General features: G+C 32.9%; 26 protein-coding genes. 10 read left to right on the forward strand and 16 right to left on the reverse strand.

Going from position 1 to position 22709, the window contains the following annotated elements:
* Positions 1-3: 3 nt before the first annotated feature.
* Complete coding sequence (locus tag EW14_RS07235; protein WP_042850610.1) at positions 4-1557, reverse strand: NarK family nitrate/nitrite MFS transporter; 1554 nt, start codon at positions 1555-1557, stop codon at positions 4-6.
* A gap of 221 nt (positions 1558-1778) precedes the next feature.
* Between EW14_RS07235 and EW14_RS07240 the strand changes: the two genes are divergently transcribed.
* The 4 genes from EW14_RS07240 to EW14_RS09890 all read left to right on the forward strand — a co-directional run bounded on the left by EW14_RS07240 (position 1779) and on the right by EW14_RS09890 (position 4142).
* Positions 1779-2384 carry a molybdenum cofactor guanylyltransferase gene (locus tag EW14_RS07240; protein WP_042850609.1) on the forward strand — a complete coding sequence of 202 codons (606 nt, stop codon included), beginning with the start codon at positions 1779-1781 and terminating at the stop codon, positions 2382-2384.
* Entirely contained in the window at positions 2374-3435 is a 1062-nt protein-coding gene (locus EW14_RS07245) for a GTP 3',8-cyclase MoaA (RefSeq protein ID WP_042850608.1), read from the forward strand. Before EW14_RS07240 ends, EW14_RS07245 begins: the two co-directional genes overlap by 11 nt.
* Before the next feature lie 75 nt (positions 3436-3510).
* Positions 3511-3651 carry a hypothetical protein gene (locus EW14_RS10115; RefSeq protein ID WP_156095668.1) on the forward strand — a complete coding sequence of 47 codons (141 nt, stop codon included), beginning with the start codon at positions 3511-3513 and terminating at the stop codon, positions 3649-3651.
* 185 nt (positions 3652-3836) lie between these two features.
* Positions 3837-4142: a hypothetical protein gene (locus EW14_RS09890; RefSeq protein WP_042850607.1), complete on the forward strand. Its 306-nt coding sequence runs from the start codon at positions 3837-3839 to the stop codon at positions 4140-4142.
* A 6-nt stretch (positions 4143-4148) separates the two neighbouring features.
* Here the strand turns inward: EW14_RS09890 and EW14_RS07255 are convergent, their stop codons facing one another.
* The 6 genes from EW14_RS07255 to EW14_RS07275 form a co-directional block, all read right to left on the reverse strand.
* Complete coding sequence (locus EW14_RS07255; RefSeq protein WP_042850606.1) at positions 4149-4421, reverse strand: helix-turn-helix domain-containing protein; 273 nt, start codon at positions 4419-4421, stop codon at positions 4149-4151.
* Positions 4422-4715: 294 nt separating this feature from the next.
* Positions 4716-6113 (reverse strand): AAA family ATPase, encoded by a 1398-nt coding sequence (locus EW14_RS07260; protein ID WP_042850605.1) that lies wholly within the window; start codon positions 6111-6113, stop codon positions 4716-4718.
* Positions 6113-6388: a hypothetical protein gene (locus tag EW14_RS07265; protein ID WP_042850604.1), complete on the reverse strand. Its 276-nt coding sequence runs from the start codon at positions 6386-6388 to the stop codon at positions 6113-6115. The genes EW14_RS07260 and EW14_RS07265 overlap by 1 nt, the downstream gene beginning before the upstream one ends.
* A 444-nt stretch (positions 6389-6832) precedes the next feature.
* A complete protein-coding gene (locus EW14_RS07270; protein WP_042850813.1) occupies positions 6833-7174 on the reverse strand; it encodes a hypothetical protein in 342 nt (113 codons plus the stop codon).
* Positions 7155-7322 (reverse strand): hypothetical protein, encoded by a 168-nt coding sequence (locus tag EW14_RS10410; RefSeq protein ID WP_197049570.1) that lies wholly within the window; start codon positions 7320-7322, stop codon positions 7155-7157. The genes EW14_RS07270 and EW14_RS10410 overlap by 20 nt, the downstream gene beginning before the upstream one ends.
* Positions 7323-7324: 2 nt before the next feature.
* Entirely contained in the window at positions 7325-7687 is a 363-nt protein-coding gene (locus EW14_RS07275; RefSeq protein ID WP_042850814.1) for a hypothetical protein, read from the reverse strand.
* A 728-nt stretch (positions 7688-8415) separates the two neighbouring features.
* On the opposite strand from EW14_RS07275, the gene EW14_RS07280 reads away from it, so the two are divergent.
* Positions 8416-10170 carry an FAD-dependent oxidoreductase gene (locus EW14_RS07280; protein WP_081925755.1) on the forward strand — a complete coding sequence of 585 codons (1755 nt, stop codon included), beginning with the start codon at positions 8416-8418 and terminating at the stop codon, positions 10168-10170.
* 76 nt (positions 10171-10246) lie between these two features.
* Here the strand turns inward: EW14_RS07280 and lexA are convergent, their stop codons facing one another.
* The 6 genes from lexA to EW14_RS07310 all read right to left on the reverse strand — a co-directional run bounded on the left by lexA (position 10247) and on the right by EW14_RS07310 (position 15690).
* A complete protein-coding gene (gene lexA, locus EW14_RS07285; protein WP_042850815.1) occupies positions 10247-10864 on the reverse strand; it encodes a transcriptional repressor LexA in 618 nt (205 codons plus the stop codon).
* 57 nt (positions 10865-10921) lie between these two features.
* Positions 10922-11848 (reverse strand): ornithine carbamoyltransferase, encoded by a 927-nt coding sequence (argF, locus tag EW14_RS07290; protein WP_042850816.1) that lies wholly within the window; start codon positions 11846-11848, stop codon positions 10922-10924.
* Positions 11849-11876: 28 nt separating this feature from the next.
* Entirely contained in the window at positions 11877-13739 is a 1863-nt protein-coding gene (gene ftsH / locus EW14_RS07295; protein WP_025900755.1) for an ATP-dependent zinc metalloprotease FtsH, read from the reverse strand.
* 114 nt (positions 13740-13853) lie between these two features.
* Positions 13854-14948 carry a bifunctional diaminohydroxyphosphoribosylaminopyrimidine deaminase/5-amino-6-(5-phosphoribosylamino)uracil reductase RibD gene (gene ribD, locus EW14_RS07300; RefSeq protein ID WP_042850818.1) on the reverse strand — a complete coding sequence of 365 codons (1095 nt, stop codon included), beginning with the start codon at positions 14946-14948 and terminating at the stop codon, positions 13854-13856.
* A gap of 15 nt (positions 14949-14963) precedes the next feature.
* A complete protein-coding gene (locus EW14_RS07305) occupies positions 14964-15464 on the reverse strand; it encodes a DUF3122 domain-containing protein (RefSeq protein ID WP_042850819.1) in 501 nt (166 codons plus the stop codon).
* The gene (locus EW14_RS07310) at positions 15439-15690 is read right to left on the reverse strand and encodes a hypothetical protein (RefSeq protein ID WP_011863384.1); all 252 of its coding nucleotides are present in this window, start codon (positions 15688-15690) and stop codon (positions 15439-15441) included. Before EW14_RS07310 ends, EW14_RS07305 begins: the two co-directional genes overlap by 26 nt.
* Positions 15691-15773: 83 nt before the next feature.
* On the opposite strand from EW14_RS07310, the gene EW14_RS07315 reads away from it, so the two are divergent.
* Positions 15774-17048, forward strand: a complete 1275-nt coding sequence (locus tag EW14_RS07315; RefSeq protein WP_042850820.1) for a bifunctional cobalt-precorrin-7 (C(5))-methyltransferase/cobalt-precorrin-6B (C(15))-methyltransferase — start codon at positions 15774-15776, stop codon at positions 17046-17048.
* Positions 17049-17061: 13 nt separating this feature from the next.
* Here EW14_RS07315 and EW14_RS07320 read toward each other — a convergent pair whose 3' ends face one another.
* Together EW14_RS07320 and pheS are read right to left on the reverse strand one after the other, a co-directional pair.
* Positions 17062-17970 (reverse strand): NAD(+) kinase, encoded by a 909-nt coding sequence (locus tag EW14_RS07320; protein WP_042850821.1) that lies wholly within the window; start codon positions 17968-17970, stop codon positions 17062-17064.
* 70 nt (positions 17971-18040) lie between these two features.
* A complete protein-coding gene (gene pheS, locus EW14_RS07325) occupies positions 18041-19048 on the reverse strand; it encodes a phenylalanine--tRNA ligase subunit alpha (RefSeq protein ID WP_042850822.1) in 1008 nt (335 codons plus the stop codon).
* A 67-nt stretch (positions 19049-19115) separates the two neighbouring features.
* On the opposite strand from pheS, the gene surE reads away from it, so the two are divergent.
* Positions 19116-19925 carry a 5'/3'-nucleotidase SurE gene (surE, locus tag EW14_RS07330; protein ID WP_042850823.1) on the forward strand — a complete coding sequence of 270 codons (810 nt, stop codon included), beginning with the start codon at positions 19116-19118 and terminating at the stop codon, positions 19923-19925.
* On the opposite strand, the gene EW14_RS07335 is transcribed toward surE, so the two are convergent.
* Positions 19905-20438 carry a DUF3611 family protein gene (locus tag EW14_RS07335; RefSeq protein WP_042850824.1) on the reverse strand — a complete coding sequence of 178 codons (534 nt, stop codon included), beginning with the start codon at positions 20436-20438 and terminating at the stop codon, positions 19905-19907. The two genes, surE and EW14_RS07335, sit on opposite strands and share 21 nt — an antisense overlap.
* A 68-nt stretch (positions 20439-20506) precedes the next feature.
* On the opposite strand from EW14_RS07335, the gene EW14_RS07340 reads away from it, so the two are divergent.
* The 3 genes from EW14_RS07340 to thiS are packed head-to-tail and all read left to right on the forward strand — an operon-like array spanning position 20507 to position 22678.
* Positions 20507-21430 carry a bifunctional riboflavin kinase/FAD synthetase gene (locus EW14_RS07340; protein ID WP_042850825.1) on the forward strand — a complete coding sequence of 308 codons (924 nt, stop codon included), beginning with the start codon at positions 20507-20509 and terminating at the stop codon, positions 21428-21430.
* Entirely contained in the window at positions 21424-22479 is a 1056-nt protein-coding gene (locus tag EW14_RS07345) for a thiamine phosphate synthase (RefSeq protein ID WP_042850826.1), read from the forward strand. Before EW14_RS07340 ends, EW14_RS07345 begins: the two co-directional genes overlap by 7 nt.
* Positions 22469-22678, forward strand: coding sequence for a sulfur carrier protein ThiS (gene thiS / locus EW14_RS07350; RefSeq protein WP_042850828.1), 210 nt, complete (start codon positions 22469-22471; stop codon positions 22676-22678). Before EW14_RS07345 ends, thiS begins: the two co-directional genes overlap by 11 nt.
* Positions 22679-22709: the final 31 nt, after the last annotated feature.

The raw sequence follows: 22709 nt of genomic DNA on the forward strand, positions 1-22709 counted from the left end.
TGGTTAAACGTAATTTTCAGCTTTTTCGCCTTCATAAGCATCCGCGAATGATCCTTGAGGTTCCTTTAAAAAGAAATAACAGAAGAATCCAACTATTAATCCTGCTATACCTAAGACTTGGAAGAAGGCACTATTTGAAGCCGCAATTATTTCTGGAGAAGGATCTTTACCTCCACCCATCCATAAAGGTAAAAGGCTATAAATATTTAGATAAGTTACCGCACCAACATTTCCATAAGCCCCAACCAATCCAGCTATTTGTCCTGTTACTCTTTTTTTAACTAAGGGAACTAAAGCAAAAGTTGAACCTTCTCCTGATTGAACGAAAAATGAACAGAGCATAGTTAAAAATACAGCCATAAGAATTCCTGCTGATCCTGTAAAAGTTCCAGGTTTTATTAAAGACATCAATAGATATCCAAAACCTAATCCCATTGTCAGGAATCCCATTGTATTTTTTCTATTACCTGTTCTGTCAGATATTAATCCTCCTGCAGGTCTAGCTATTAAATTCACAAATGCATAACATGATGCCAAAATTCCAGCTACAGCTTTAGGTAAATCAAAAGTAAATTCAAAGAAACTAGGAAGCATAGAAACTACTGCCAATTCAGAACCAAAATTTACTATGTAAGTTAATTCCAAAATAGCTACTTGTTTGAATTCATATCTATCTTCTTTAGGGTAAATTTTAGTTCCTTTCAACAATTCAATATTTGTCCTTACAATTCCCCAAGTCTGAAAAACAAACCAAGCCAATACTGCAAGCAAAGCTATTGGATAAGTAGAAGAAGTTAGAAAACCTACCTTCTGAAGTCTCCAACATAGTACTGAAAGAATTGCTGCGAATGGAACATTCATTCCAATTAAACCCCAGAAATCTCTTATACTCGTTACTTCTAAACCAGCTGTTTTTGCAGGCCTTTGGTAGGGTTTTCCTGGAGGTGTGTCAGTCACACTAAAGAAATAAATAATTCCATAAACAAAAGAAATAATTCCTGTAAGAACAATAGCTCCTCTCCAATTCAGTACGGCTCCAGTTGGAAACTCAAAACCTCCTGAAAAAGACAAGAATCCAGCTACGGCAACAAGAGAAAGCGCAGAAAAAGCAGATCCAAAATTTCCCCATCCTCCATATATTCCCTCAGCTAATCCAATTTCTTTGGGAGGGAACCATTCAGATACCATTCTTATTCCGATAACAAAACCTGCTCCTACTATTGATAAAAGCAATCTCGCAATTACAAGTTGATTGAAGTCTTGCGCACTAGCAAATAATAAACATGGGACTACAGAAAATATCAAGATTGTTGAGTAAGTTTTTCTTGGACCAAATTTATCCAATAACATTCCAATCAAAACTCTGCCAGGAATAGTTAAAGCAACATTACATATTGCTACTGTCCTAATTTGAGCGACAGATAAACCTAAATCGGCTTTAACAGTAGTTGCAAGAGGTGCGAGGTTAAACCAAACAACAAAAGTAAGGAAAAAGGCAAACCAGGTGAGGTGAAGAGTTCTATATCTGCCATTCAAAGACCAAACATCACTTAACATGAAAATTTTTAAAGATTAATTTTTAAGCAATTTATATTTCGATCAATGCATTCATTTGTATTATTTAATACGAAATTTGAGGGGAAATAAATTCAAATTTTTTAAAAGGCTAAAATTATATTGTCAGTACTAAGAAAAATTCAAAATTGGGAATAATTAGCAATCTTATTATTGGTATTATTCGATACATAAAATACTCGTGGGAAAATATTACCTAAGTTATGGAAATAAAACATAAAAAATTTAAGGCATTCATCTTGGCTGGTGGCAAGAGTTCAAGAATGGGGTTTGATAAAGCACTAATTAAACATCATGAAGGCGGAAATTGGCTTACTCATAAAATAAAAATATTAAATACTCTTAATTTGGAAACTTTTGTAATAACAAATCATACTTCTCATTCAAAAGAAGTTGATAAAAGAAATAATGTTGGGTTTATTTCAGATGCCAAACCCTTTGATGGCCCTTTAACTTGTATAGAACAAATTTTTTCATCTTTTAAAAAAAACACTAAAAATATCCTGATTATCCCAATCGATATGCCTAATTTGAATACAAAATTAATTTATTCACTTATTAAATCATGGGAAAAAAATCAAAATTCTGCGGTAGTATCCCATGATGGAATTTTTGTACAACCATTATTCGGTATTTATCCCCTCAATGAAGAAAATCATTTTAAATTAAAAAAAAAGTTATCCTCTGGAAAGAAAAACTTTCTTGGATGGGTTGATCAAATTCCCCATAAATATTTCTATGCAAACAATGGAGATTTAATTAATATAAATTCGAAGAGAGAATTTTTAAATATGAATAATGGGACTTAAGCAATTGGAGGATAATAGAAAAAGAAAGTTAAAAGTTTTAAGGTTATCTCTTAAACAAAATTGCAATTTTTCATGCATTTACTGTAAGCCAGAAAATTATAGTTTAGATGTATTAAATATTGAACAATTTAAAAAATTAATTTTGGTCAGTTGTCGATTAGGGGTAAATTCTTTAAGAATTACTGGAGGTGAACCTTTATTAAGTTCTCAATTAGATGAACTTCTTCATGAAATTAAATTGCAAAGGTTAGAAGAATCAAATCCAATAGCAAATTTACAGGATATTTCTTTAACTACAAATGGATATTTGCTCTCTGAGAAAAAAGCTATTGAGCTTTTTAAAAATGGGTTAGACCGTATAACAGTAAGTTTAGACGCAATTGATCCTGATATTTTTTCAAACATGATTGGAGAGGAAAATAAAATTATTGGTAAAGAAAAATTATTTACTGTCCTTGAAGGAATAGATCATGCAATTAATGCTGGATTTAATCCAAAGGAGGGGAAATTAAAAATAAATGCAGTCATTAAAAAAGAGATAAATGATAATCAAATTTTTGAATTAGTTGATTTTGCAAAAAAAAGGTCTATAGAAATTCGCTTTATTGAATATATGGACGTAGGCACATCTAATAATTGGAAGCCATCAGATGTTTTTTTCTCTGAAAAAATTATTAGTTTATTAAAGAAGAAATATCGATTAAAAGACTACGGAAGAAAGGAAGGGCAAACAGCCAATAGATGGTACATCAGTGATTCAAAAAGTTTTATAAGTACAATCTCTTCAGTAAGTAATCCTTTTTGTTCAGATTGTAATAGGTTGAGGATAACTAGCGATGGTTATGCTTACACGTGTCTTTTTTCTAGTGAAGGTATAAATCTAAACCCATGGTTATCTCTACCAATTAATCTCCATGAACTGGAAAATAAAATCAAGAGCATTTGGGAAGCGAGAGAAGATAACTATAGTGAAGATAGATTTAAAAAATTAGAAAAAACAACTGACAAAAATCAAAAAATTCATCCATCAATGTCATATCTTGGGGGATAAAAAATTATTTAGTATAAATAACAACATCATATATTCTAAATTCGAGGGAAATTAGTTTCAAATTTATACTCTTGGATGCGTTTAGCGATCTTACTTGGTTTTATTTTTGGGGTAACTCACGGAACTGTTGTTTCCGGAAGTTATTCTGCTAACAATTATGAAAATAATCAATCATTTTTTACTCAAAAAAATTCAAATATATTTTCTTCACTTTAAAATTAAGTTTCTTATTTTTTAATAAGTTTTTGTATAGTAATGAACAACTTATAAATTAAATTGTACTTATAGTTAATATGTAGCGTAGACTACAAAAACGTTCATCTCGTTTTGCGAGCCGCATTAAGATTGAAGCCAAGGAACGGGGACTTCGGTCAAAAATGAAATTTAGTCACATAACTATTATGTCTAATAACGTATCTACCTCAGTAAGGAGTAACAATACTACTGCTATATTTGCAGGTTTTCTTGGGGCATTTGTTGTTGGTTCTCTTGGAGTACAACTTGTAAGAACCCATAAGCCTTCTTTACAATCTCAAACGTTAAAAGTTCCAGCTGTTATCGCTCATCAATCAACTTTATGGTCAGCTTTAGGAGAAATAGATACTCCTATTGTTAAAAATAAAGTTTCTACTAAAATCAAAAGTCATGGTGTTGCCCCAGTTATAGGATCAGAAGCAACTCTTTGGTCACCTCTGGGAGGAAATTAATTTTAATTAAACCGAATTATTAAAAAAAAGGGGCTTAGCCCCTTTTTTAATGACATTAGATTTTTTAAACTGAATATTTGTTCTAATTTTTTCCCCTAAAGATGGAAGATTTTGCGGCTCTAATACTAAATAAACTCTTCCTGATCTTTCTAGATAAACATAGTCTTCTAATAAATCTCTTTTGAGAAGTCGATAGATTGTTTTAGTGCTTTTATAGCCTAGTCTTTTAGCTGTTTCGGAAATCGTATAAGCTTCCAAATGCAATGATTTTGGTTTCATCTTTAATTATTTACATTTGATGAGATAAATTGCTACAACTTAATTTTAGCTATTTGTATAATCGGGAATTTGTAAAAGTGTGTCTAATTATGCAATCTTTTACCTAGAAATATTGAGCGCCTCGAAATCACCCACCCACTTACTCTAGAAAGGACCCAAAAGATAATATCGGTTTCTTTTTTCATAAATAATTTCGAAAGTTTTTTACTAAAGGTGCCTAATGTGTCTATGCATCCTAAGTATCTGAAGTGTCCAATGTCTAAAAAGATCAGACGGTTTAGTCACCTAAGACATCTAGTCAGTTAAGACAATTGTTGGTGATATTTTAAAAACTACGCATCTACCTTTATCAGTTCTTCTGGTTTCGCTTATTAATAAACCCTTTCTTTCTAATGCTCTTAATGACCTGAGAGCAGACCTATCACCAATCTTTAAAGCCTTTTTAATGTCACCAGAAGTTGTTTCTAGAGGTCTCCTATCTTTCACCTCTTCAAATACCTCAGCTTGAGTGTCTTGTAATCGTGCTATTTTTTCTTTTTCTTTGTGCCTTTCAATGACATCAGTTGCATCTCCATCAGATTCAAAACCATATTGAGTCTGCAAAATTATTGCCTCTAAAGACATTCCTCTACCTTCAGTTTCAAGAAGTATTCTTTTATCCTGACGATTTTCGTCTCTATTAAACCATTTTAAATTTATAACTTGAGATACTGCAGCCGGAAGAGCAGTTGAACCCCTTGAAGCTATCACAGCACCAGATCCTAAACTTTGTTTGCCACTGTGGTGAATGACAATTGTAGTTACTCCAAAAGGCGCCACAACCTCTTGAAGATCTCCAATTGGGCCAGCAAAACTGGCGTCAGATTCTTTAAGTCCGAGAGGTGCAACAACTTTTGAGTAACTATCTATCAACAATAAACATCCCTCATTTTTGCTGACTAATTCTCCAATACGAGATAATCCAGAATCATCAAGATGCAATGATTCATTTTGTGTAAATAAGCCAATTATCGGGTTTAATAATTTCCATTTATCTTTGCCTGTTTGTTCTGCGAGACCAAATCTATTCAGAAGTGGTAACCACCTTGACCTGGGCATGTCAGTCCCAACAATAAAAATCGAAGGACACTTACCAATAAACTTTTTACCCAAATAGGAATCTTCAACGCCTCGACTCCATTTGCCAATCAAGTCAACAACTAAAGTAGTTTTTCCAACTTTAGGAGAAGCAATAAGAAGGTTTGTATCGGATTTCATTATTAAATCCTCAACTAACCAAACCTCTTGTGGTGCATTTATTTCCATATCTGGAGCAAGCATTGTCACAAGTCCTTTAGATCGTTTACGACCTTCCCAAATCTTTGCTCTGATTTCGTTATCTCTTAGATTTAATCCAAGATTTTTCGCTTTATCCCTTAAGTAAACTATTCTGTCCTTTGGTTGAATTTCACAATTACCTTTAAAAAAGGTATCTACTTCGTCGTCAAATGAATTTAACCTTTCAGTGATTGTTTTTGCTTCCCTTTTCTTATCTTTAATTTGTTTATTAGCTGGCTTTTGAATACTTGTTCTTTTATAAGTTTTATACAAAGTGCCAAAAGGACTAATGGCGTATTCGTCTGAGCTAACTTTTTTAGTTTTTTCTTTAGCTATTATTTTTTGTGTTTCTGGATCTTTTTTGTTGTTACTCATTACTTAACCTCCCTTGAAACAAGGTCTTTAAGCATTTTTTTGCTATATCGAGTTCCTTTCTTCTTTTCTTGTCCTTCCTTGGTATGAAGGAGTAATGCCTCTCTACATTTTTCTAAGTTGTAAATACATTTCCCTTTTTCTTGTCCATTACCTATCCGATAAAAACAAGTTCCGGCTTCAAATACATTGGAAGCTTTAAGTTTATAAATAGTACGTTCTGAACAATATAGTTGTTCTGCCAAATCCTCTAAAGGAAGCCAAGTTGATAACGCCATGATCTGAGAAAAAACATTTAATTTTTTGTTTAATCTGCAGACCCTCCCCAGAAACTACGTCTCACTCTTAGAGCTCCATCTATAATTCCGCTTTTCAAGAAGGGCAACCATGCTTACTTCGTGGCGGTAGTGGAAGGGGGTTGGCGGAGGTTTCTTCGTAAACATTGCCGATTAAGGTTGATCACGCCCTTATATATAAGGGAACGAAAAGTCACTCGCTGCAATCCGATTGATCATAATATAGTCCAATATTGCCTGTATTCAACATTTAATTGCACACATATCCTCCAACTTCCGTAGAAGTTTTTGTTAATTTCCATAAATATCTACGGAATTTTCTACGGATTTTTGAGACTCACTTTTTGGAATTGCTGAGATCTATTGCTATAACTATCGGGGCGACAGGATTCGAACCTGCGACCTAGTGCTCCCAAAGCACCCGCTTTAATTTTTTACTTTTGCTTCTAATCCAACTAATTTCATAAGAACTTTTGCATTAGTTGCAACTGCTGAATATTGTTTTTCCCGCATTGCTCTATACATTGCATTTTCTAAAGTACATACTAATTTTGCTGTCATTTCAGGGCGATTTAGATCCCCTTCCTCAATATCATCTTTTAGTAAAAGGTAGGCCTTGGATGTGATTTCTCTCGCTCTGCGTCTTGAAATATTATATTTTACGGCGACATGGGTGGTAATTGAAGAATAAGCCTGTCCTTCAGCAACTAATTCAGCAGCATGAGCAACTCTTAATTCAGTTTCTTGTTTAGTTGCTCTCTTTGACATAATCTTCAGTTAATTCAAAATCTAAACAATACATTTGCATATCTTTTAAGGTGAAATAAACAATAATTGCAAAGATAGGAATAGTTAGATGAGAAACCTTATATTCTGTAAGCCTTTCAGATAAGAATAAAATATCCTTTGAAATCATTTTTATTGAAAATTTGAAAACCGTTTTTTGGTTAATAATTCTTCGATATTTTTCTCTATTTCATTAAAATATTTAAAGCGTGATTTTTTTGCTTTTTCTATCTTTTCCCAATACCCAGAGTTTAACTTTAAAGAATCAGCTAAAAGAGAATCTTTTCTTTCAATCAAACTTTGCGCACTAATGCCGAACTTTAAATCTTTCCATTTCTGACCATACTCACGATGTGGCAATAGATAAAAGATCCCTTGAATTTTATGTAACCTTGCTGAAATTTCTTGCTGATCGTTTTCGACTCCTTCATTTTCCATATAAAATTTAGTAATCTTTTTTTCAAAGATTGAGGGTCGTTTTAGTTCTTTTAACATTTATGTAATCAAATGCGTTTCAAATACTTTATTTACTATATTTAAAGCATGAAAGTATAGGTCTAATATAACATTTGTTTATAAAATGTAAACGAGTTGGATGTTTCTACTACTCAAGAGAAGTAGATTGTAGCACTACCTCCTGAAATCAATACTAAATGAAATTAATTAATTATAAATATAGCACTAAATATAATATATAAAGATGTAAATAATAGTATTACCAATAGAAGTTATATAAATATCTGATTAATCAAAACTGCGCCAAATTCTGCGCCACACTTTGTAATATTAACTTTAAAAGTCCAGTTATATCATGTTGTATCAATGCTTTTAGTTGCTTCATGCCATGCAGGTGCTCTACCAACTGAGCTATGGCCCCATTAGCTAAACGACAGTTATATTATAAGACCAAAGATTTGATTCATAACTGCCTTAATACCTATAGTACTTTAAATAATTTGATTTTTAAATTTAGAAATTAAAATGTACCTGGGAATTAAAAATCTAAGTTGTTATGTATGGAGTATTTGGGAAAGTACTTTTAATCCTAAAAAATAATCAATAAAAACTTCACATAATATCTCTAAGTGATGAATAATTGTATTTTTTAAGAAAATATTAGGTTTATTAAAAACAAACTAAATATATAAATATTAAAAAGAAAGCATTTATTTTTATTAACTCAAAGGAGTTAGACTTAATAAGTAAAATAATTTTAAGAAAAATTGCCTGTTAAAGATCATCTAACTCAAATAACAAACGTTCTTGTCATAGGTTGTGGCGGAGCGGGTCTAAGATCAGCCATCGAGATAAAAAAGTCAGGTCTTGATGTCACTATTCTGGGAAAAAGACCAAAGACTGATGCTCATACCGTTTTAGCAGCAGGTGGAATTAATGCTGCTTTAGGAACTTTAGATAAAGAAGACACCTGGGAACAACATTTTATTGACACTTACTTAGAGGGATATGGAATAGGAGATCCTTTAAAGGTTGAAATAATGGCGAAAGAATCACCATCTTTAGTTAAAGAAATAGATAAATGGGGTGCTGATTTTGCAAAATTAAAAAATGGTGAACTAGATCAAAGGTTTTTTGGTGCACACAAATATCGTAGAACTTGTTACTCAGGGGATTTTACAGGATTATCAATTTTAAAAACTCTCCTAAAAAAATCAGATGAGTTAAAAATTCCTATTTATGATAACCAGTATGTAACTGAATTATTAATTAGAGAAAACACCTGCTTTGGCGCAATGTCATTTAATTTATCTACGTCGGAAAGGACTGTACACTTTGCTGATGCAGTAGTTTTATGTACAGGGGGGCATACAAGATTATGGAAAAAAAGTTCCTCTAGAAAAAATGAAAATACAGGGGATGGATATTATTTAGGACTTAAAGCGGGATGTGAATTAATAGATATGGAAATGGTACAGTTTCACCCATCAGGTATGGTTTCACCTGAAGAAATTGAAGGTACTTTGGTTACCGAAGCTGTAAGAGGTGAGGGTGGAAGGTTAATAAATAAAAAAGGAGAGAGATTTATGAAAAATTATGATCCAAAAAGAATGGAATTATCAACTAGAGATAAAGTAGCAATAGCTAACTACACAGAAATAATTGAAGGTCGAGGAACAAAAAATGGAGCGGTTCTTCTTGATATTAGCCACAAAAGTAGAGAGTTCATTATTGAGAAACTACCAAATATATATAGACAATTTCTTGAAACTCAAATGCTTGATATTTCAAAATCACCCATGGAAGTTTCGCCTACTGCCCACTATTCTATGGGTGGAATTTTAGTTAATCCAGAAGATTTATCTACTTCAGTAAAGGGCCTTTTCGCAGCAGGAGAAGTAGCAGGAGGACTGCATGGAGCTAATCGTTTAGGTGGAAATTCTTTGGCAGAAATTCTTATTTTTGGCAAACGTGCTGGTATTGCATCCTCAAAATATTCAAAAAGAATTGATCAACAATTAAGATCTAATGAAACTATTGCCTTTGCGCATGAAAACATTAATAAGTTCATCAAAAATGGAGATGAACTAGTCAGGCCTCTTCAACACGAATTACGATTAATAATGTGGAAATATTGTGGCGTAATCAAAAACGAAACTTTACTTAGAGAAGGATTATCAAAAATTGAAACTATCAAAACCAAAATAGATAAAATCGATATCAGAATCGATAAACATAATTGCGAAGATCTAGCTTTGATTTTTGACTTACAATCTTCTTTGATAAGTGCAAAAGCTACAATTCTTTCAGCACTCCAAAGAAATGAAAGTAGGGGGGCACATCAAAGAAGTGATTGCCCATCACTTGACCCTTCATTTAAATATAATTGTCTAGTCAGAATGGACGAAAATAATAATTTAATAATATCTAAATCTCCTCTAAAAGAATTAAACGAAAAGTTAAAGACAATTATTGTAAGTGAAAAAAGAGAAGAAGACATAAAGAATAAATTGCTTGAGTAATTTCAAAATTTAATATCAAATTGAAAGACACATATTACATACATCTTTTATAGAAAGGTATAATTTTTGACTTTAACTAAACCTTTCTCCAGACAGCTAATAATTTTCCTTGAAAAACCACCTCATCTAAATCTAGCTCAATAGGTTCATAAGCTGGATTAGCAGCTTCTAAGTAAATTTTTTGACCTTTTTTTGAAAAATATTTCAAAGTCGTACCTAGTCCTGGGACCATAGCGCTAACAATCATTCCATTTCTTAGCGAATAAGAATCTTTAATAGGTTCCATCAAAACCATATCTCCATGCGCAATACAAGCATTTATCATTGAATCACCATTTACAGTTAAGGCAAAAACATCTTTTTTTTGTAAAACTTCAGATAGATCCAAATTTTCATTAACATCAGAAAAAGTTTCAATTAAACCTCCTGCAGCGACAGAACCCATAATTGGAACTCCACCAGTAATTTCGTCTACTATTTGCATAGTTCTAGCTTTGCCTTCTTGCCAAGAAATGTAACCTTTTTCCTGCAAATGTTTCAATCTACTCTGAATTGGTGCAGGAGATTTTAATCCCATTGCCTGCATCATTTGTCTAATGGAAGGACTATGCTGAAAATTCTTCATATAATCCTTTATCCATACATAAAGCTCATTTTGAGCATCTGTAAGATTTTCCTCAGAATAATAATCCACTAAAACAAATGTACTCTAATACATTTGTACCTTTATTTAGAATATATTGCAAGTACTTTAGCTGAGCAAGCATGCTAAAAGAGCTTGCTGCGCATGCATTCTGTTTTCTGCCTGCTGAAAAATTCTACTTTTTTCACTTTCAAAAGCTTCATTTGTTATCTCCTTACCTCTATATGCAGGAAGGCAGTGGAGAATAATCGCATCTTTATTAGCTTTACTTACTAAATTATTATCGATAGTAAATTTATCAAAATTTTTATCTTTATCTTCTTTTAGATTTTCGTCTCCCATAGAGGTCCAAACATCTGTATAGAGAACATTTGCTCCTAATACCGCAGTATTAGGATCGTTAGTTATTTTTAGGAGATTACTATCTTTATATATTTCTAGAGCTTTTTTAATAACTAATGAGTTTGGCTCATAACCTTTAGGGCATGCAATTCTGATTTCTACTCCTAGTAAAGCCCCACACAAAATTATCGAGTTAGCAACATTATTACCATCACCTATAAATGTCAAAACCGTATTTTTAAAATCAACAAATTCCTCTTTAATCGTCATGTAATCAGCTAAAGCTTGGCAAGGATGTTCTAAATCTGTGAGTGCATTAATAACTGGCTTAGAGGACCATTTTGCATACTCTTCCAAATCAGTTTGTTTAAATGTTCTTATCGCAAGAACATCGCAGTATCTACTTAGCACTCTTGCTGTATCTCTAATTGGCTCTCCTCTCCCAATTTGTGAAGTAGTAGGATTTAGGTCAACTGTGGTGCCGCCAAGTCTTGACATTGCCACCTGGAAACTAACTCTGGTACGAGTTGATGACTTATCAAAAATTAATCCTAAAACTTTTTCTTTAAGTTTTATATTGAGATCTTTATTTTTAAAATTTTTTGCTATTTCTAAAATATGATGAAATTCTTCACACGAGGTATCCAAGCTTGATAAAAAATTTTTACTTGCAAGCTTGATTGGGTTTAACATCTAACTTTATAAGAAAACTTAAATTCTACTATGCAGGCATTTTACTCTCTGCTAAGAGGGTTTTAAGATCCTCACCTTCAATAACTTCTTCTTGGAGAATTTTTTGAGAAATAGATTCAAGAAGAGGTAAATTATTCCTCAAAATATTAAGTGCTGTTTCGTGTGCATCATCGACTAAATCTCTAACCTCTTTGTCTATTGCTTGAGCAGTAGCATCACTAACAGATCTTCTTGGATTGTTTCCATTTCCTAAGAACTGACCTCCACCTTGTTTGTCATAGGCGAGGGGACCAAGAATATCACTCATTCCAAATGTACCGACCATTTGTTCTGCTATATCAGTTGCTCTTTGCAAGTCATTTGAGGCTCCGGTAGTAATTTTTCCAAAAACCACCTCTTCCGCTGATCTTCCTCCAAGGAGTGTAGCTATTTGTCCTTTTAATTCCTCTTTAGAATTCAAAAATCTTTCTTCTGTTGGCAATTGAAGAGTATAACCCAATGCACTCATCCCTCTTGGGACAATTGAAATTTTTGCTACTTTAGATCCTCCCGGCATTAGATGGCCAACAATAGCGTGCCCTACTTCATGATAAGCAACTACTTTCTTCTCATCATCTTGAAGAACTCTACTTTTCTTCTCTAGACCAGCTACAACCCTTTCTATAGCCTCGCTTAAATCTTGTTGTTCAACACTTTTTCTTTTAGCTCTAGCAGCCAACAAAGCCGCCTCATTTACCATGTTAGCCAAATCGGCCCCAGCAAACCCGCTAGTAGCTTGGGCAATAGAGTCCAAGTCAATTGAATCAGCAAGTTTAACTTTTTTGGTATATATCTCCAAAATAGTTTTTCTACCAGACAAATCAGGTCTATCAACTAATACTTGCCTATCAAATCTTCCAGGCCTTAATAACGCTGCGTCTAGGACTTCTGGTTGGTTAGTAGCGGCAAGTACTATAACTGGCTTATCTGCGGAAGCAAAGCCATCCATTTCGGTAAGAAGCTGATTTAATGTTTGTTCTCTTTCATCGTTGCCGCCAACGACACCCATAGATCCAGAACGACTTTTACCAATAGCATCTAATTCATCAATAAAAATAATACATGGAGCTTTTTTCTTGGCCTGCTCAAATAGATCTCTAACTCTAGCTGCACCTGCACCTACAAAAAGTTCAACAAATTCAGAACCAGAAATAATAAAAAAAGGAACTTCTGCTTCGCCAGCAACTGCCTTTGAAAGAAGAGTTTTTCCCGTCCCAGGAGGGCCTACAAGAAGAACTCCTTTAGGGATTCGCGCACCGATATCTGTGTATCTCTCAGGTTTTTTTAAAAAATCAACTATTTCCGTTAATTCATCCTTAGCTTCATCAACTCCAGCTACATCAGCAAATGTTACTTTTGATTCATCATCGGGAACGTAAACTTTTGCTTTACTTTTAGTAAAACTAAGCGCACCCTGGGCACCTCCTCCACCCATACTTCTTCTAGCGAAGAACTGTAAAACAAGTATAAAGATTAAAGGAGGAACAACCCAACTCAATATAGTTGAGAAAAAATTAGGTTTTTTAGGGGGAGCGGCAGCGAATTCAACCCCTTTACTTTCTAACCTTTGTGGAAGGTCCATATCAAAAATTGGGGTTGTTGCTAAAACAGAAGGTGCGCCTTCTTCAGCTCCATTTAACTCATATCTAATCTGTTCTTGAGTGATATATGCACGCTTAACTTCTCCATCATTAACCTGATCTATAAATAATGAATAAGGAACCCTAGGGATTTGCATATTTTGATTAGGGAAAAGGCTGCTAAATAATAGTAATGCTCCAACTCCTATCAAAATGATATTTACTATTCCAAATCTTCTATTAGGTTGATTATCGTCTTGTCTTATTGGCATAGTTATGGTCAGGTTTGAACTTATTATAAACTAAACGAAGAGTTTCCGTATCTGTATTATTTTTTTTGGGTAAGAACCGTACGGTACTTTGACTCATATAAATTAGTACAAAAATTAATTTTTAAATGAACTTTTAACACATATATCATTTCCAATCAAACTAAACTGAGAAGCACTTAATTTAATAATTTCGTGCATTTCTTTAAATTCAAAATCACTTAGAGGATTCATACTATTTTCTCCACCTAAAATTTTTGGGGCAATAAAAGTAATAAGTTCCTGAATACAATTAGATTGAATAGCGGCAGTAGCCAATCCCGGGCCACATTCCCAAAGAACTTTATTACATCCTCTTTTTGCAAGTATTTTTGAAATTAACTCTGGATTATCTGATAATACCTTTTCAACCTCTACACATTTTGGAATTCTTGAGAGGTAGCTTTCATTTGCTGTAGAAGAATCATAAATAACTAGTGTTTTTGCCTTACTACAATCCCAAAGATTAGATTTTAAAGGGAGGTCTAAACTTTTTGTGAAAACAACTCGCAAAGGCTCGGGACTTTTGGAACCTCTAGTAGTCAAAAGTGGGTTGTCTCTTCTTAATGTGTTTCCCCCAATGATTATTGCATCAAATTCTGCTCTAAAAGAATGAACTAATGATCTTGATTCATCATTAGTAATCCATTTACTTTTTCCATTTTTTAAAGCTATTCTTCCATCTATACTCATTGCCCATTTAAGAACACCAAATGCCTTTTTAGTAATATTCCTATGAATGAAAGCTTTATTTAGATCTAAGGATTCTTTTTTACATAATCCTAAGTGAACTTGTATTCCAGCTTCTTTTAGAAGCTTAATACCTTTACCAGAAACTCTTTTATCAGGGTCTTCAATAGATATATATACCTTTTTTAACCCAGAAGATATCACCTTATCTACACATGGAGGTGTTTTACCTTGATGGCAACAAGGTTCAAGATTCACATACATTGTTCCACCTTTAGCATCCTTTTTTAAATTATTAAAAGCCATTGCTTCTGCATGAGGCATCCCTGCCTTGAAATGAAATCCTTCTGAAATAAGGCTTCCATTCTTGTCAAGTATCACAGCTCCCACCCTAGGGTTAGGACTCGTTGTATTTTTGCCTAAGGAAGCCAAAAAAATTGCTCTCTTCATCCATTTTGTATGGCTTACATTTATTTCAGACATCTCCAAAAATCAAATTCAGTTTATTGATCTCCACTCTTTAACAACGAAAGGCGGAACAGGTAACTCAGAAAAAACTCCTGACAAAGATAATCTTAATGGTCTATTTTTATCTAAATTTTTAATCAATTCATCAAGATCGAATTCTGCTGCAGCTTGTCTCCCATCATTTGCCAATTCCACATTAAGTGATGTTTTATCATCTAAAAGCCACTGTTTTCTACCTGATTCAACCTTCAAGTCAGTAGGATGATCAATTCTGAGATTTCCTGGATATCCTATTACTCTTAAGATCAATTTATCTTCAAAAAGAGTTGATTTATAAGCTACTAATTGCCAAGTTTCAAAGTCCAAGTCCCTTAAGAACTCACTGCTAGCATTAATTAATTCACCATTTATTTCTGTTTCTGCAACTTCTGCAGATACTTTTAATGGGTTAAAAATAAAGGAGATTAGTAAAAGTAAAGGTAATATTCCTTTTAAAAAAATATTTTTATTTGATTTTGTAATTTTCTTCATTTTCAGAATCCATCAGGGCATCAAGAGTTACAGCTGTTCTTACAATAGCTTGATATCTTTTGATTATTTTACGATTTTTTTCTATAACTCGAGATAAATTCAAAGTATCTTTTTCAGAATAGCTAGATGTTAAATCGCTAGAATCTTCTTCAATAAACTCAAATTCACTATCTTTATTAATTAGAGTTAACAATAAATCATGTAATCTCTTTCTCCTTTCAGACAATTAACTTACCATGATAGCTCGAATAATAATAAGATAACTTAATAAAACATTCAAACAATTTAGTTCCATTTCATTAAATATTGATGACTGAAGTTAATAGAAAAATTCATGTAATTGGGATTAATTCTTATAAATTTGAGCATCTATCTTTCAAATTACAAAATCTATTTTTAGAAACAGAAATTATAATAGCTCCAAATTCATATTTTGAAGAAATTAAATCATGGAGCGAAAATGGTTTATTAAAAAAGAAATTATTTATTTCGAGCAAAAGTAATAACGAACTTGTTAACTTGCTTAAATCTCAAAAAACTGATGTTATTTTAATTTCTAGAGGAGATCCCCTTTGGTTTGGAATTGGGAGAATATTACTAGAAAATTTTTCAAAAGATGAATTAAGTTTCTACCCTTCAAATACTTGCATTCAATTAGCATTTAGTAAGTTAAAGATTCCGTGGCAAGATACTGTTAATGTAAGTATTCACGGCAGAGATTCTAATAAGTTAGTCGAGGCTCTTAAAGCAAGGCCTTCAAGTTTGTCTATTATTACAGATTCAAATAATAAAAGTTTAGAAATAATCAAAAGGAACTTATCAGAATTAAATCTTATTGACTTCTATGATTTTTGGCTCTGTGAAGAAATAGGATTCGACAAAGAAAATATAAGAAAATTAAATCTTAACGAATCATTGCCCTCTGACATATCAAGTTTGAACATTGTTATTCTTACAAAAACAAAGGGAAATAACTCAATTAATAATCTCCCTCCTTTCGGAATTAGCGACCATATTTTTAAAACTTTTGATGATAGACCAAATTTATTTACTAAAAGAGAGGTTCGCATTCAAATCTTAGCTGATCTAGAGCTCCCTAAAAATGGTGTCATATGGGATATAGGAGCAGGTTGTGGATCAATTGGCTTAGAGGCATTAAAGTTGAGTCCTAATTTAGATTTGTTTTGTATCGATAAAAGGATTGGCTCAAAAGAATTAATAGTTGAAAACTCAAAAAGGCTTGGAGTTAAACCTAAATTTATTTGTGAAGAAGACATAAATAATATCTTGAAGACAAAAAATTTAAGTTCTTTTGAAAAACCTAATAGATTAGTAATTGGGGGATGTAGTAAAAAGACTAAACTTCAAATTATTAATTCCTTGGCTCAGTGGATGAGCATTGGAGATATTATAGTTATCCCAATAATTGATATTCAAACTATTAAAGACTTGAAAGAAGAATTAGAAGATAAAAAATTCATAACAAATTTAAATTTAATTCAGACCTATAAAAGCTTAAGTATCGCTGAAGGAATAAGATTAGAACCAAATAATCCTGTTTTTCTTTTAAAAGGGAAAAAATAAATTCAAATAATTGTTATTTGTTTGGTTTAGCCACATGGGGCAACCCCCAACCTAGTTTATTTCTTAAAACTTGGAAAAATTCATGATCTTCAAGTCGAATAAACTTTACTGAATGTTTGCTTTTTCTTATTAAAACTCTATCTTCAGGCCAAACATAACAACCAGCATTTCCATCAACAACCATTACCAACCTCTCAGGAGTTGCAGGGAAAACAGTTACTGGCTCTGAATCATTAAAAACTAATGCCCGAGACGCCAATGAATGTGGAGCAATTGGAGTTAATTGAACTACTGGGCAATCGGGGGTAATAACTGGCCCTCCAGCGCTAAGAGAATAGGCAGTAGATCCAGTTGGAGTAGATAAAATTACTCCATCAGCTGAAATATCTACAGGAGCATGTCGCCCTATAGAAATCTCAAAATGACACATGCTTGTTAGAGGTTCTCTATGAAGAGCCATCTCATTAAGGCAGAGAGACTCCCATCTCCTCTGATCATTCCTCATTACACTAATAATCAAGCATGTTCTTTCTTCAATATCCCAATTTCCAGAAATAATTTTATCTATTGCTTCATCAATATTAGATAAATAAGCTTCCGCAAGAAAACCTAAATGACCAGTATTTATTGTAAGGATTGGAATTTTTGCAGGTGCTGTTTGCCTTGCTGCAGAAAGAACTGTTCCATCTCCACCAAGAACAACAGCAAATTCCATGGACGCGTCAAACCCCTCAGGAACACAATTCTTATATCCCAAAGGACGAACATGTTGATCGGGATTAGCAAATCCAACCATTCCACCAGAGCTACTAACTCTCACAACTTCATAATTAGATTTTTCCAATTTTTTCTGCACAGAACTTGCAGTTTGAACAGCAAGTTCTTTCCCATCATTTACTATCAGCCCAGCTTTAAGTACCAATCAAACAAATAAAACTACTACTATCTTAAACTAATTTGCTAGACAATCCTAATTTAAAATTTCGATTTTATTAGAACTGTTCTAAGAATCTAAGATCATTTGTATAAAATTTTCTGATGTCGTCAATCTGATGTCTTACCATACAAAATCTTTCAACTCCCAAGCCAGCTGCGAATCCAGTCCATTTCTCAGAATCTATTCCTAATTTTTCTAAGACCTTAGGATCTACCATTCCGCATCCCATTACTTCTAACCATTTACCTTTCCATTGAACATCTACCTCCGCAGAAGGTTCAGTAAATGGGAAATAACTAGCTCTAAATCTTACAGGAATATCTCCAAAAAAGGTCTTTAAAAATGTAAGAACTGTTCCTCGTAAATGACTAAAGTTAATATCTTTATCGATACATAAAACCTCAACCTGATTAAATACAGGCGAATGGGTAGCATCTACTGCATCTCTCCTATATACTCTCCCGGGGGCAATGATTCTTACTGGAGGTGGATTTTTCTCCAAAAATCTTATCTGTACGGGAGAAGTATGTGTCCTTAAAAGTCGATTTTCATCTAAGTAGAAAGTATCCTGCATATCTCTTGCAGGATGATTTTTGGGTATATTGAGAGACTCAAAATTATAAAAATCTGTTTCTATTTCAGGGCCACTTTCAACTGAGTATCCTAAACCACAAAAAATATCTATTATTTCATCTTGAGTTGAAATCAAAGGATGTTTATTTCCAGGGGGGGTTCCAATTGGAGGAATAGTTACATCAATTTTTTCTTTCTTAATCTTTTCATCTAATCTTTGACTGTTTAGTTTATTTTTTCTTTCAGTAATTAATTCTTGCAAATTTATCTTTATTAAATTTGCCATCTTGCCAATAATCGGTCTATCAGTAGCAGATAATTGACCCATTGTTTTCAAGATAATTGACAAATCACCTTTTTTTCCTAGTAAAGAAACTCTCAATTGATCCAGTTCTTCATGAGTATTAGAATTATCTATATTATTTTTTGCTTTTAGAGAAAGATTATTTAGTTTTTCCTCAATTTGACCTAATGATTCAATTTCACTCACTGATATAGTAAAAATAAGTATTGCTTTATCTTACTTAATATCGTCCATAAATAAAATGTATTGATTAATGAAACCGTTAAATATTTTAATTAGCAATGATGATGGCGTTTTTGCAGCAGGTATAAGAGCTTTAGCAAAATCAGCCCAAAAGAGAGGTCACAAAGTAAAAGTCGTATGTCCCGATCAAGAGAGATCAGCTACTGGTCATGGTCTCACTTTGCAATCTCCCTTAAGAGTTGAGAAAGCGGACGAATTATTTGGGGAAGGAATTGAAGCTTGGGGATGTTCTGGCACTCCTGCTGATTGCGTCAAATTAGCACTATCTGAACTCTTGGATGATAAACCTGATCTAGTTTTATCAGGCATAAATCACGGACCCAATTTAGGGACTGATATTTTTTGTTCAGGCACAGTCGCAGCAGCCATGGAAGGTACTTTAGAAAATGTTCCATCCATGGCAATAAGTGTTGCCAGTTTTAAATGGAAAAATTTTGAATTTGCTGGAGAAATTGCAATGAATATTGCTGAACAAGCAATTATTGATAGTTGGCCAGCTTCACTCCTATTAAACTTGAATATACCGCCTTGCGAGAAAAGCAAAATAAAAGAATTATCCTGGACAAGACTATCGGTAAGAAAATATAAAAATCAATTTTCCAAAAGGGAAGACCCAAGGGGTGACGATTATTATTGGTTAGCAGGTGAGGTAGTTTTAGATTTACAATCAAAAGGTTATGGGCCAAGAAACTGGCCCAGTGACGTATCTCAAATACAAGACAATAAAATATCGCTTACACCTGTAGAGCCAGATTTATTTTGGAGGGGTAATATAGAAGACTTACCTAAAATTAATAATTCATTTGTAAATCCTTCTTAAAAGCCATAAAGAAAAACAAAGTCCAAAAAAATGAGCAGCAATAACTTGTGTGTTACTGAGAACTGATAATATTTCAAGTCCAGTAATTGGGATGTCAGATGTCGCTGTTATCAATTGTCCAGTTGTTTGAGAGGATGCTTGTATAAATAGGGCACCCATGAGAGCTTGATATCCAATTAATCCGAATAAAATTCCAAATAAATCAACTATTAGACCTCTTTTTATTAATTTACTGGTTTGTCCTCTTGAGGGTCTTGCGTTGCTTGCAATTGCTCTTCCTGTTCTGACTAGTAACCAACCTTGCCAAAGGCTAAAAAGTAGTAAAATCAAGGATATTGTTGTAAGTGATAATCCAGGCGCCAAGCCAAGCTGTCCTTCGCTATTATTTACAACATTTGAAAAAAGTAAAACAGCTGCAACTACAGCACCTAAAATGGATTGAACCCAAAAGCGTATCCATCCAATGCGCCTCATTCCAAATGAAAGGGACTGAAAATCAATTTTGTCAGACATTCATTTGATTGAATAAACTATAATCTATTTAAATTTGCCATCAAAATCATAAAATTGCACGTAATCTTTTGATCTCTTTAATATCGCCATCTGAAGTTAAAAATCCCACATCAATAGCTATTGGGAGTTTTGATGGACTACATGCTGGCCACAGAAAATTAATAAAAAGTGTCGTGGAAGAAAATCAATATACCCCAACAATTGCAAGCTTCTGGCCTCATCCCAGAGAAGTGTTATACAAAGAGACGCGTCTTAGACTCGATCTCCCTGATGAAAAATTACCCATTCTTGAAGATCTCGGGATTGAACAATTAGTTCTTATTCCTTTTGATGAGGAACTATCTAAATTAAGTGCAGAAGGATTTGTAAGAGATATTTTAATTAATCAATTACAAGCCAAAAACATTTCTGTAGGCGCTAATTTTAAATTTGGTTTTAAAAGAAGTGGAGACATAAACACTATAAAAAAGATGATTAAAGATACTGATATAAAATTAAAAATTACTCCAATTCTAGAAGACAAAGAGGGTAGACTAAGCAGCAGTAGAATAAGAGATTTATTAGAAAAAAGTGATCTGAAAAAAGCTTCCAAAATTCTTAAAAGACCTTACAGTTTTAATGGGAAGGTTGTTAAAGGTAAAGGCATTGGGGAAAGTATAGGATGGCCCACCGCCAATCTTGAAATAGATGGCAGAAAATTCCTACCTGGAGAAGGAGTCTACGCAGCTTGGACAACTTTAGAAAATTCCAACCAAAAATTTGAATCTGTTATGAATCTTGGCTCTCAACCAACAATAAATCCTTTATCGCCATCTGCAGTTGAAGTCCATTTAATAAATAAAGAAATCGATCTATATGGTTTAAATCTATCTGTAGAACCTGTTGAAAAGCTTAGATCTCAAATACAGTTCAAGAATACAGATCAACTTTCTAATCAAATAAAAAAAGATAGAGATAACACTCTAAAAATTTTAAAAAATTGCAAATGCTGAATTCCAATACTACAAACGCCGAAGATTTAAGAATTTATCAAATTATTGACGCCAATCTAGATCGAGCTAGAGAAGGTCTAAGAGTACTAGAGGATTGGGCTAGATTTGGCCTAGGCAATGAAAAACAAGTTGAAAGGATTAAAAATTTTAGACAAATTTTAGGTAAAAATCATTTAGAAGTTTATAAACAATCTAGGAATCATACTGAGGACAAATGCAAAGGAATAACTCATCAAGAGCAAAACAATAGAAAAACCTCTGAGCAAATCATAAGTTCTAATTCAGGAAGAGTTCAAGAAGCACTAAGAGTCATAGAGGAATTCTCAAGGATACATAATTATGAACTTTCAAAAATCGCATCGGGAATTAGATATGAAATTTATACTCTAGAGGTCGACTTATTAAGTTCAAGCAAGTGTAAGAATTTAGAAGAAATTTTAAAAGAAAATGACTTATATGTCATAACAGATCAAAAGGAGAACTTATTAGAGATAATTGAAGAGATATTAATTGCGGGAGTAAGAATTATTCAATATAGATTTAAAAAGGGAACTGATAAAGATCATCTTCAAGAAGCAATTCAAATAAAAAATCTATGTAAAAGATATAATTCGTTGTTCATCATTAACGATAGGGTTGATATAGCTTTAGCTTCTAATGCGGACGGGATACATCTTGGACAAGATGATTTAGACTTAAAAACTGCAAGAAAATTACTAGGATACTCAAAAATTATTGGTATAAGCGCAAATAATGAAATTGATATTTCAAATGCTCTGAAAGACGGTTGTAATTACATAGGCATAGGACCAGTATTTGAAACTGCAACAAAAAAAAACAAAAAACCTATAGGTATTGAAAAGATCAAATCATTAACAAAAAATTTAAATATTCCTTGGTTTGCTATCGGAGGAATTAAATCGAATAATATTTCATATTTAAAAAAAAATGGGTTTAAGAAAGTTGCCTTAGTTTCGCAGTTGATGAATTCAGAAGATCCTAAAGAAGAAGCTATTATGATTTTAAAAGAGTTGTCTCATGAAAATTAAGGTAAATGGAGAGGAAAAGAAAATAGAGCTTGACCAAGAAAATGCTCTACTATCTAAAGTACTTGATTTAATGGGATATAAACCCAATACAATAGTTGTCGAGTTAAATAATTTAATTATTAATTCAATCAATTGGGAAAAAGTAAAACTCAAAGATGGGGATAATTTAGAAATCGTTTCAATAGTTGGTGGTGGATAAAGGAGAATTTTTTGTAAATTAAAAATCTTCA

Origin of the sequence: Prochlorococcus sp. MIT 0604 (assembly GCF_000757845.1) — a bacterium.
GTDB lineage: Bacteria > Cyanobacteriota > Cyanobacteriia > PCC-6307 > Cyanobiaceae > Prochlorococcus_A.